The sequence below is a fragment of the Streptomyces tricolor genome (assembly GCF_002155905.1).
In the GTDB taxonomy this organism is placed as follows: domain Bacteria; phylum Actinomycetota; class Actinomycetes; order Streptomycetales; family Streptomycetaceae; genus Streptomyces; species Streptomyces tricolor.
The window spans coordinates 67931-78690 of sequence record NZ_MUMF01000291.1 but is presented as its reverse complement, the minus strand read 5'-3'; the positions used below and the strand labels follow the sequence as shown (position 1 = coordinate 78690).

At 71.8% G+C, this 10760-nt stretch carries 9 protein-coding genes; 2 read left to right on the top strand and 7 right to left on the bottom strand.

Annotation, left to right across the window (positions count from 1 at the left end; translation table 11 throughout):
* Positions 1–234 precede the first annotated feature (234 nt).
* Complete coding sequence (locus CCN44_RS21445; RefSeq protein WP_059253056.1) at positions 235–2283, bottom strand: APC family permease; 2049 nt, start codon at positions 2281–2283, stop codon at positions 235–237.
* Positions 2284–2655: 372 nt separating this feature from the next.
* Between CCN44_RS21445 and CCN44_RS21440 the strand changes: the two genes are divergently transcribed.
* Together CCN44_RS21440 and CCN44_RS21435 are read left to right on the top strand one after the other, a co-directional pair.
* The gene (locus CCN44_RS21440; RefSeq protein ID WP_059253055.1) at positions 2656–3327 is read left to right on the top strand and encodes a potassium channel family protein; all 672 of its coding nucleotides are present in this window, start codon (positions 2656–2658) and stop codon (positions 3325–3327) included.
* Entirely contained in the window at positions 3327–3995 is a 669-nt protein-coding gene (locus CCN44_RS21435) for a potassium channel family protein (protein ID WP_059253054.1), read from the top strand. The genes CCN44_RS21440 and CCN44_RS21435 overlap by 1 nt, the downstream gene beginning before the upstream one ends.
* Before the next feature lie 444 nt (positions 3996–4439).
* On the opposite strand, the gene CCN44_RS21430 is transcribed toward CCN44_RS21435, so the two are convergent.
* From CCN44_RS21430 to CCN44_RS21405, 6 genes are all read right to left on the bottom strand, one after another.
* A complete protein-coding gene (locus CCN44_RS21430) occupies positions 4440–5216 on the bottom strand; it encodes a DUF3159 domain-containing protein (protein ID WP_086698707.1) in 777 nt (258 codons plus the stop codon).
* A gap of 3 nt (positions 5217–5219) precedes the next feature.
* Positions 5220–5618 (bottom strand): OB-fold nucleic acid binding domain-containing protein, encoded by a 399-nt coding sequence (locus CCN44_RS21425; RefSeq protein WP_078894191.1) that lies wholly within the window; start codon positions 5616–5618, stop codon positions 5220–5222.
* 63 nt (positions 5619–5681) lie between these two features.
* Positions 5682–6368, bottom strand: a complete 687-nt coding sequence (locus tag CCN44_RS21420; RefSeq protein ID WP_059253052.1) for a response regulator — start codon at positions 6366–6368, stop codon at positions 5682–5684.
* Entirely contained in the window at positions 6365–8920 is a 2556-nt protein-coding gene (locus CCN44_RS21415) for a sensor histidine kinase (protein WP_086698704.1), read from the bottom strand. The genes CCN44_RS21420 and CCN44_RS21415 overlap by 4 nt, the downstream gene beginning before the upstream one ends.
* 134 nt (positions 8921–9054) lie before the next feature.
* On the bottom strand, positions 9055–9780 hold the full coding sequence (locus tag CCN44_RS21410; protein WP_086698701.1) for an ABC transporter ATP-binding protein: 726 nt from the start codon (positions 9778–9780) through the stop codon (positions 9055–9057).
* 214 nt (positions 9781–9994) lie between these two features.
* The gene (locus tag CCN44_RS21405; RefSeq protein WP_059253049.1) at positions 9995–10759 is read right to left on the bottom strand and encodes a DUF3710 domain-containing protein; all 765 of its coding nucleotides are present in this window, start codon (positions 10757–10759) and stop codon (positions 9995–9997) included.
* Position 10760 lies beyond the last annotated feature (1 nt).

Here is a 10760-nt window from a genome sequence, read left to right as displayed (position 1 = left end):
CGGCTGGAGGGGCCTTTCTCAGCCCGCGGCCCGAACTCCTCCCTCAGCCCGCGAGAGACGGGTCCGCCCCAGCCCTCAAGACAGGTCCCGCCCCAGCCCTCGGCACAAGGGGCGCCCGCCTGCTTCACCCCGTGGCCGAAAGACCCGACCCCCTCGGCCCCAGGCCGCAGGCCCCCCATCAGGCCGCGACGGCCGGCGCACTTCAGGCCGCGGCGGCCGGCGCAGCGCCCCGCCTCACTCCTTCGCCGACGGCTCCTTCGGCCGTTCCACAGCCGGTCCGCGTCGGACCGCGCCCGGTGCGTTCCATTCCTGCCGCTTGCGGGCCCGCACCTTGGCGGCCTCGGAGGACGCCAGCTGGTAGGGGACGGAGGTGACCATCACGCCGGGCGTGAACAGCAGGCGGCCCTTCAGGCGCAGCGCGCTCTGGTTGTGCAGCAGGTGCTCGTACCAGTGGCCGACCACGTACTCGGGGATGATCACGGAGACCGCGTCGCGCGGGGACTCCTTGCGCAGGCTCTTGACGTACTCGATCACCGGCCGGGTGACCTCGCGGTAGGGCGAGTCCAGGACCTTCAGCGGTACGTCGATCCCGCGCCGCTCCCACTCGTCGCGCAGCACCTTGGTCTCGGCCGGGTCGACGTTGACGGTGAGCGCCTCCAGGGTGTCGGAGCGCATCAGCTTGGCGTAGGCCAGGGCGCGGAGCGTGGGGCGGTGGATCTTGGAGATCAGGACGACCGAGTGCACGCGGGACGGGCGGACCATGTCGTCGCTCGGCCCCTCGGGCGCGGCGATCTCCTCGGCGACCCGGTCGTAGTGCTTACGGATCGCGGTCATGGTCGCGTAGAAGATGCACATGCCGAGCAGGGCCACCCAGGCGCCGTGCGTGAACTTGGTGACCAGCACGACGACGAGCACCAGGCCGGTGAAGAAGGCGCCGAACGCGTTGATCGCGCGGGAGCGGACCATGTGGCGGCGCTTGGCCGGATCCTTCTCGACCGCGAGGTGGCGGTTCCAGTGCCGGACCATGCCGGTCTGGCTGAGCGTGAAGGACACGAACACGCCGACGATGTACAGCTGGATCAGCCGGGTGGAGTCGGCGCCGTAGAGGAACACCAGCAGCATCGCCGCGCCCGCGAGCAGCACGATGCCGTTGGAGAAGGCGAGCCGGTCGCCGCGGGTGTGCAGCTGGCGCGGCAGGTAGCGGTCCTGGGCGAGGATCGAGCCGAGCAGCGGGAAGCCGTTGTACGCCGTGTTGGCGGCCAGGAACAGGACCAGCGCGGTGGCGGCGGCGAGCAGGATGAACAGCAGGCTGCCCTTGCCGAAGACCGCCTCGGCGACCTGGGAGATCACCGGGTTCTGGACGTAGTCGGCGCCGACCGGGACGCCGTTGTGCAGCAGGTCGCTCGCCGGGTTCTCGGCCATGCGGACCTTGGTCGCCATGGCGAGCGCGATGATGCCGCAGAACATGGTGACGGCCAGCAGGCCCATCATCGCGAGCGTGGTCGCCGCGTTCTTCGACTTGGGCTTGCGGAAGGCCGGGACGCCGTTGGAGATGGCCTCGACGCCGGTGAGGGCCGCACAGCCGGAGGAGAAGGCGCGCAGGAGGAGGAAGACGAGCGCGAAGCCGGCGAGGCCCTGGTGCTCGGCCTTGATGTGGTAGTCGGCGGTCGGTGCCCGCATGGTGTCGCCGAGGATCACGCCGCGGACGATGCCCCACGCGATCATGATGAAGACGCCGCCGACGAAGACGTACGTCGGGATCGCGAAGAGCTTGCCCGACTCCTTCACGCCGCGCAGGTTCATCAGCGTCAGGAGCACGATCACGCCGGCCGCGCAGAACACCTTGTGCTCGACCACGAAGGGGATCGCGGAGCCGAGGTTCTCGATGCCGGAGGAGATGGAGACGGCGACGGTGAGGACGTAGTCCACGAGCAGGGCGCTGGCCACGGTGAGGCCGGCCTTGGGGCCGAGGTTGGTCGTCGCCACCTCGTAGTCGCCGCCACCGCTCGGGTAGGCGTGGACGTTCTGCCGGTAGGAGGCGACCACGGTGAACATCAGCACGACGACCGCGACCGCGATCCAGGGGCTGAAGTGGTACGCCGACACACCCGCGATGGACAGGACCAGCAGGACCTCTCCCGGCGCGTAGGCGACGGAGGACAGCGGGTCGGAAGCGAAGACGGGGAGTGCGATGCGCTTCGGCAGGAGCGTTTCGCCCAGCCGGTCACTGCGCAGGGCGCGCCCGATCAGGATCCGTTTGGGCACGTCGGTCAGTTTGGACACGAGAGAGGATCGTAAGCCTTCGAACTGGCACCCGCCCACCCGGCGTGCTGGATCTGCCTCACGAGTGAAATCGGGGGCGCGTGGAACTTCGGAATCCGTGGTCCGTGTGCCCTGCGTGCCTAGATGGCAAACCCCGCCTGTTCATCGCGCTTCGGAGGTTCCATGCCCGCGACCGCGGAGCTGATCGGTGCACTGCTCGCCCTGGCCTGCCTCGGAATCCTGACTCTGTGCAGCGTGCGCAGCATCACGCGCCGGCCGCTCCGGCGGGCTCCGGCACGAGGGTGCCCGCCGCGCGGCGCCCGTGTGTAGCTTTGGGCGTCGGTCTGAGACCCTGATGCTGAGCAGTAACTTTTGGACACCGGAAGGACGGTCGTGCACATCGTCATCATGGGCTGCGGAAGAGTGGGTTCCGCTCTTGCCCAGACCCTGGAGCAACAGGGACACACGGTCGCCGTGATCGACCAGGACCCCACCGCCTTCCGCCGGCTGGGCCCGGGATTCGGGGGCCGCCGGGTCACCGGCGTCGGCTTCGACCAGGACACCCTGCGCGAGGCGGGCATCGAGGAGGCCGGCGCCTTCGCCGCGGTCTCCAGCGGTGACAACTCCAACATCATCTCCGCGCGCGTGGCCCGCGAGATGTTCGGCGTGGAGAACGTGGCCGCCCGCATCTACGACCCCCGGCGTGCCGAGGTCTACCAGCGCCTGGGCATCCCGACGGTGGCCACGGTGCGCTGGACCGCCGACCAGATGCTGCGCCGGCTGCTGCCCTCCGGTGCCGAGCCGCTGTGGCGCGATCCCACCGGCGGGGTGCAGCTCGCGGAGGTGCACGCCTCCCCCAAGTGGGTCGGCCACAAGATCAGCAAGCTGCAGGACGAGACGGGCGTCCGGGTGGCGTTCCTGACCCGCCTGGGCGAGGCGATCCTGCCGACCTCCCAGACGGTGCTGCAGGAGGGCGACCTCGTGCACGTGATGATGCGGACGGACGACGTGGAGAAGGTCGAGGCGGCGTTCGCCGGTGGCCCGGAAGAGGAGGGCGGTCACTGATGAGGGTCGCCATTGCCGGGGCCGGCGCGGTCGGCCGCTCGATCGCGGGCGAGCTGCTGGAGAACGGCCACGAGGTGCTGCTGATCGACAAGGCGCCGACCGCCATCTCGGTCGAGCGCGTGCCGCAGGCGGAGTGGCTGCTGGCCGACGCCTGTGAGATCACCTCCCTGGACGAGGCGGCGCTGCAGCGCTGCAACGTCGTGATCGCCGCGACCGGCGACGACAAGGTGAACCTGGTCGTCTCGCTGCTCGCCAAGACGGAGTACGGCGTCCCGCGCGTCGTTGCCCGCGTCAACAACCCCAAGAACGAGTGGCTGTTCAACGAGGCCTGGGGCGTCGATGTCGCCGTCTCCACCCCGCGCCTGATGTCCGCCCTGGTCGAGGAGGCGGTGAGCGTCGGCGACCTGGTCCGGCTGCTGCGCTTCAGCCACGGCGACGCCAACCTGGTCGAGCTGACCCTGCCGGAGGAGTCGGCCCTGGCCGGCACCCAGGTCGGGGACGTGGAGTGGCCGCAGGACACCTCGCTGGTCACGATCATCCGCGGCACCCGCGTGCTGACCCCCTCCAAGGAGGACTCCCTGGAGCCGGGCGACGAACTGCTGTTCGTGGCCGCGCAGGCCCGGGAGGAGCAGCTGGAGGACCTGCTGTCGGTGCGGCGCGAGAACTGACCGCGCGAGGGGAGGGCCCACCGCACACCCGGAGGGTCCACCCGGCCGCGAGCGGACCGACCGCACAGCGGGAGGACCGAACCGCACGGAGGCGGAGCCACGCCGCGGTCCCGGTGGGCTCACCCCACGGCAAGCGGACCGACCGCACAGCCGGAGGACCGAACCGCACGGAGGCGGAGCCACGCCGCGGTCCCGGTGGGCTCACCCCACGGCAAGCGGACCGACCGCACAGCCGGAGGACCGAACCGCACGGAGGCGGAGCCGCACCGCGGTCCCGGTGGGCTCACCCCACGGCAAGCGGACCGACCGCACAGCCGGAGGAGTGACCGCCCAGCCGGGGGAGTGACCGCCCAGCCGGAGGAGTGACCGCCCGGCGAGCGGACCGCACGCACGCGAGAAGGGCGCCCTTGGTGGCAAGGGCGCCCTTCGTCGTCGTACGTCCGGCTACGCCTCCCGGCGGTGCCGTCCGCCCGTGGCGTCGCCGCCCTCCGCGGCCAGCGCCGCCTTGCGCTCCTTCTCGGCCTTCTCCGCCTGCTCCGCCGCCTCCATCTCCGCGAAGACGTCGATCGGCGCGGGCGCCTTGGCGAGGAAGACCCAGGTCAGCCAGACGGCCAGCAGGAACGGCGGGATCTTGAGGGCGACGAGGACCCAGCCGAGCTGCGTGGTGTCGGCCCACCAGTACAGCGGGAAGAGGATCGCGCACTTGGCGAGCAGGATCAGGCCCCAGGCCCAGCTGGCCTTGGCGTACGCCTTCTTGCGGCCCGGGTTGCGGGTGCGCCAGGAGAGGTTCTCCTTGAAGACCGGGCCGAGGATCAGGCCGATCAGGGGGACGCCCGCCAGGGTCGTGATGATGTAGGCGAGCGCCAGGCCCAGCGTGTAGAGCATGCCGGGGAGGTAGAAGTCCTTGGCGTTTCCGGTGAACATCGCGAACACCACGCCGAAGGCCACCCCGAAGACACCGCTGAAGGCGTGCTTGACGGTGTCCTTCATGGCCAGCCGGACCACGACCAGGATCAGCGACAGGGCCAGCGCGGCGATCGCCGACAGGTGCAGGTCCTTTTCGACCGTGAAGATCGCGACGAAGAGCAGGCCCGGCAGGACCGTCTCGACCATGCCGCGGACGCCGCCGAACGCCTCGAACAACGCGGCCTCGGTCACCGCCCGGGCGTCGTGATGCTGGGGCTGACCGGCGTCTTCGGTCGGCTTGTCGAGGGACGTCACCGGCTACTCCCGTCCGAGGGGTCGCAGTTCGTATTTCGGGTTGAACAGCACCCGGCGGCCCCGGCTCATCGAGATCCGGCCCGATGCGATCAGCTTGCGCCCCGGTTCTATGCCCACGATGGAGCGCCTGCCGAGCCACACCACGTCCAGCGCGGCGGAGCCGTCGAACAGCTCGGCCTCCAGGGCCGGGACTCCGGCGCGCGGGCGCAGGGTGACCGTGCGCAAGGTACCAGTTACGGTGACGATCTGCCGGTCCCGACAGTCGCCGATCTTCGTACAGCCCGCCGTCTCGGCGTCCTCGCGCAGCTCCTCGGACTCCAGGTCCTCCTGCGACGAGGAGAGCCGGTCGAGCATGCGCCGGAACCGGCCGGCCGGCTTTTCGGAACGAGGAACAGCAGTCATATCTGAAGCGTACCGGGGACCGCCGACAGGGCTGTAAGGCCGCTCACTTCTCGAACAACGGCCCTACTTCTCGAACCGGTAGCCCATCCCCGGCTCGGTGATGAAGTGCTTCGGGTGCGACGGGTCCGCCTCCAGTTTCCGCCGCAGCTGGGCCATGTACACCCGCAGGTAGTTGGTCTCGGTCCCGTACGACGGGCCCCACACCTCCTGCAGCAGCTGCTTCTGGCTGACCAGCCGGCCGGTGTTGCGGACCAGCACCTCCAGCAGGTGCCACTCGGTCGGGGTGAGCCGGACGTCCTTGCCGCCGCGGTTGACCTTCTTGGCGGCGAGGTCGACGGTGAATCCCTCGGTCTCGACGGTCGTCAGGTCGTCCTCGCCCGGCCCGACCGGCTCGGCCCGGCGGACGGCGGCCCGCAGCCGGGCGAGCAGCTCGTCCATGCCGAACGGCTTGGTCACGTAGTCGTCGGCGCCCGCGTCCAGCGCCTCGACCTTCTCGTCGGAGGTGTGGCGGGCGGAGAGCACCAGGATCGGCACCCGGGTCCAGCCGCGCAGGCCCTTGATCACCTCGACGCCGTCCATGTCGGGCAGGCCCAGGTCGAGGACGACCACGTCGGGGTGGCGGGAGGCGGCGAGTTCGAGTGCGGTGCTGCCGTCGGGGGCGGCGTCGACCTCGTACTTGCGCGCCTTGAGGTTGATCACGAGGGCGCGCACGATCTGCGGCTCGTCGTCGACCACGAGCACCCGGGTCATAGGGCTTGCCTTTCTGGTTCTGTGATGTCCGTGCCCGTTCCGGGCGACTCGGCGTGCGATCCCGCCGCGCGGAGGCTGAGCACCATGGTGAGTCCGCCGCCCGGTGTGTCCTCGGCGTTGAGGGTGCCGCCCATGGCCTCGGCGAAGCCCCGGGCGACGGCGAGGCCGAGCCCGACGCCGGCGCCGCGCGGAGCGTCACCGTACCGCTGGAAGGGCTCGAAGATACGGTCCTTCGCCTCGTCCGGCACGCCCGGGCCGCGGTCCACCACGCGTACCTCCACCCGGTCCGCGATGGCGCTCGCGGAGACCAGGACGCGCCGCCCGCGCGGGCTGTACTTGACGGCGTTCTCCACCAGGTTGGCCACCGACCGCTCCAGCAGCCCGGGGTCGACGGCGACCATCGGCAGCGTCTCGGGCACCTCCAGGTCCACGCTGCCCTCGGGCACGCCGCCGAGGGCCATCGGTACGACCTCGTCGACGTCGATCTCCCGGATGAGCGGCGTGACCGTGCCGGTCTGGAGCCGGGACATGTCCAGCAGGTTGCCCACCAGGTGGTCGAGGCGGTCGGCGCCCTCCTCGATGCCCTCCAGCAGCTCCGCCTGGTCCTCCTCGGACCAGGCGACGTCGTCGGAGCGCAGGGACGACACGGCGGCCTTGATCCCGGCCAGCGGGGTGCGCAGGTCGTGGCTGACGGCGGCCAGCAGGGCGGTGCGGATGCGGTTGCCCTCGGCGAGCGCGCGGGCCTGGTCGGCCTCCTCCTGGAGGCGCCGGCGGTCCAGGACGACGGCGGCCTGGGCGGCGAAGGCGGCCAGCACCCGGCGGTCCGCGGCGGGCAGGACCCGGCCGGTGAGCGCGAGCGCCATGTGGTCGCCGACCGGCATGTCGACGTCGGCGTCCTCGGGGCGCTCCAGCGGCGGCCCGAGGCCCGCGCGGCCCGCACAGGTCCAGGGCGCGACGTCGCTCTCGCGTTCCAGCAGGGCGGCCGACTCCATGGCGAAGGTCTCGCGGACCCGTTCCAGCAGTTCCTCCAGGCCGGTCTCGCCGCGCAGCACATTGCCGGCGAGGAAGGAGAGGATCTCCGACTCGGCGCGCAGCCGGGCGGCCTGGTGGGTGCGGCGGGCGGCGAGGTCGACCACCGAGGCGACCGCCATGCCGACCCCGAAGAAGATCGCTATGGCGACGATGTTCTTGGGGTCGGCGATGGTCAGCCGGTGCAGCGGCGGGGTGTAGAAGTAGTTCAGCAGCAGGGAGCCGAAGGCCGCCGAGGCCAGTGCCGGCAGCAGGCCGCCGAGCAGGGCCGCGGCGACCGTGACGGCCAGGAACAGCAGCATGTCGTTGGCGAGGCCGAGGTCGACGGCGTTCAGCAGGACCGCGAGGACCGCGGGGCCGGCCAGGCCGACGGCCCAGCCCCAGAGGATCCGGGCCCGCCCGAGCCGGCCGCCGCGGGCCACGGGCAGTCCCCGGCCCTTGGCGACCTCCTCGTGGGTGACGATGTGCACGTCCAGGTCGGGGCCGGAGTCCCGGGCGACCGTGGCGCCGACGCCGGGCCCGAAGACGTACTGCCAGGCCTTGCGGCGCGAGGAGCCGAGCACGATCTGGGTGGCGTTGACCCCGCGCGCGAAGTCGAGCAGGGCGGCCGGTATGTCGTCGCCGACCACGTGGTGGAAGGTGCCGCCGAGGTCCTCGACCAGGGTGCGCTGGACGGCCAGCTCCTTCGGGGAGGCCGAGGTCAGCCCGTCGCTGCGGGAGATGTAGACGGCGAGGACCTCGCCGCCCGCGCCCTTCTCCGCGAGCCGCGCGGCGCGCCGGATCAGGGTGCGCCCCTCGGGGCCGCCGGTCAGTCCCACCACGATCCGCTCCCGGGAGCCCCATATCCGGGAGACCCGGTGCTCGCTGCGGTACTCGTTCAGGTACTCGTCGACCCGGTCGGCCACCCACAGCAGGGCCAGCTCGCGCAGGGCGGTGAGGTTGCCGGGGCGGAAGTAGTTGGACAGGGCCGCGTCGACCTTGTCCGGCTGGTAGATGTTGCCGTGGGCCATGCGGCGGCGCAGGGCCTGCGGGGACATGTCGACCAGCTCGATCTGGTCGGCCCGCCGTACCACCTCGTCGGGGACGGTCTCGCGCTGCCGCACCCCGGTGATCGACTCCACGACGTCGCCGAGTGACTCCAGGTGCTGGATGTTGACGGTGGAGATCACGTCGATGCCGGCGGCGAGCAGCTCGGCCACGTCCTGCCAGCGCTTGGCGTTGCGGGAGCCGGGGACGTTGGTGTGGGCCAGTTCGTCCACGAGGGCGACGGCGGGTGCCCGGCGCAGCACCGCGTCGACGTCCATCTCGCCGAACACGGCCCCCCGGTACTCCAGCCGCCTGCGCGGCACCTGCTCCAGGCCGTGCAGCATCACCTCGGTGCGCGGCCGGCCGTGGTGCTCGACGAACGCGACCACGCAGTCGGTGCCCCGCTCGATCCGGCGGTGCGCCTCGGCCAGCATGGCGTAGGTCTTGCCCACTCCCGGTGCCGCGCCGAGGTAGATCCGAAGCTTGCCGCGTGCCATGGCCTCATTGTCTTCCCGTGCCTGTCGCCTACGCAGCGTCGACCTTACGGCCAACAATCACGGCAAACGGGACAGGGGTGCGGGCAGCGGGCAACTTTGACGCAACCCTGATGAGCAGCGCGGTGAGCGGGGGCTCAGTGCTCGGTGATCTGCCCGTCGTGCAGCTCCAGCACCCGGTCGGCCAGGTCCAGCAGGGTCGCGTCGTGCGTGGCGACCAGGGCGGTGACCTTCCCCCAGTGCCCCAAAGGGCCTGGGAGGTGCCCCCAGCCGCGGACGACGGCCCGCAGCAGTTCCATGACGGCGTGCCCGGTCTCGGCGTCGAGCTGGCCGGTGGGCTCGTCGGCGACGAGCAGGGCGGGCCGGTTGGCGAGGGCCCGGGCGACGGCGACCCGCTGCTGCTGCCCGCCGGACAGCTCGCCGGGCCGCTGGGCCGCGTGCCCGGCCAGCCCCACGAGGGAGAGGAGCAGCTCGACCCGCTCCTCACGCTCGCGCGGGTGGGCGCGGCGCAGCCGCAGCGGTACGCCGACGTTCTCGGCGGCGCTGAGGATCGGGATGAGCCCGAAGGACTGGAAGACGAAGCCGATCCGGTCCCGGCGCAGCCGGAGCAGCTCGCGCTCGCCGAGTTCCCCGAGCTGGAGCCCGTCCACCTCGACCCGTCCCCGGTCGGGCGTGTCGAGCCCGCCGACGATGTTCAGCAGAGTGGTCTTGCCGGATCCCGACCGCCCCTTGAGAGCGACGAGTTCGCCGCGCGGCACCTCGAAGGACACTCCGCGCAGCGCATGCACGGCGGCGGCCCCCCGCCCGTACGACTTGTGCACGCCCTCGACCCGCACCATGGTCTCGGTGACCACGTGGCTCATGCCGCCTCCCCCGTCGACCGGACGTCAGTATCACCGGTCGGTACGGCGCCCCGGAAGGGGCGCGGGGCTGTGTCCGGCATGCGGCTGCCGCCGCGTGGGCGCGGACAGCCACGGCAGGTCCGCACCGGCGACGAACGGCACCCCGGCGGCGCGCCCCCGAAAAAGCGGGCCGCGCCCTTGAAAGGCACGGCCCGTGCAACCCCTGCGGAAGCCGTCAGCGGACTTCCGTGATCTCCGGTCCCCGCTGCAACTGCCCCATCCCGCCGGAGAAGCGCGAGCCGCCCTCCTCCTGCTGGACCCCCTCGGGGACCATCTGCGCGTCGTTCGGCAGCTTGAGGACGATCGGGTCGCGCGGGGCCATCGGGCCCTCGCCGCGGACCACGACGGTGTCCCGGAAGATCTGCTCCAGCAGTCCGGCGGCCTGCGGCTGCACCGCGCCCTGGCCGGAGATCACACCGCGCAGGAACCAGCGCGGGCCGTCGACGCCGACGAAGCGTACGACCTGGAAGCCGCCGGTGCCGTCCGGCAGCTGCACCGGCACCTGGGCGCGCAGTTCCCAGCCGAGCGGACCCTCGACCTCGTCCACGATGCCACCCTGCTGGGTGATGCCGGACGCGATCTCCTCGCGGACCTCGCCCCAGATGCCCTCGCGCTTGGGCGCGGCGAACGCCTGGAGCTGGATGGCGCTGTCCCGCAGGACGACGGTCGCGGCGACGATGGCGTCACCGGCCACCTCGACCCGCAGCTCCATGCCGTCGACGCCCGGCACGAACAGACCGCCGAGGTCCACGCGGCCCTCGGCCGGGTCGCGCACCTCGCTGCTGTCCCACGGACCGTCGGGCCGGGGCCCGGGCTCCAGCCGGACGCGCTCGCGCCCGGCCTCCTCCTCGTCCGCCTCGGTGTCGACGCTGTCGACGACCTGCTCGGCCTCGCCGGCCGCGTCCTCGGCGGCACCCTTCTTCTTGCGACGTCCGAACACG

What these genes read in the sequence shown, in the direction of transcription:
- CCN44_RS21435 (WP_059253054.1), top strand. Translation starts at nt 3,327, where the DNA reads ATGAGGGTCGCCATTGCCGGGGCCGGCGCGGTCGGCCGCTCGATCGCG.
- CCN44_RS21425 (WP_078894191.1), bottom strand. Translation starts at nt 5,618, where the DNA reads ATGACTGCTGTTCCTCGTTCCGAAAAGCCGGCCGGCCGGTTCCGGCGC.
- CCN44_RS21415 (WP_086698704.1), bottom strand. Translation starts at nt 8,920, where the DNA reads ATGGCACGCGGCAAGCTTCGGATCTACCTCGGCGCGGCACCGGGAGTG.
- CCN44_RS21420 (WP_059253052.1), bottom strand. Translation starts at nt 6,368, where the DNA reads ATGACCCGGGTGCTCGTGGTCGACGACGAGCCGCAGATCGTGCGCGCC.
- CCN44_RS21410 (WP_086698701.1), bottom strand. Translation starts at nt 9,780, where the DNA reads ATGAGCCACGTGGTCACCGAGACCATGGTGCGGGTCGAGGGCGTGCAC.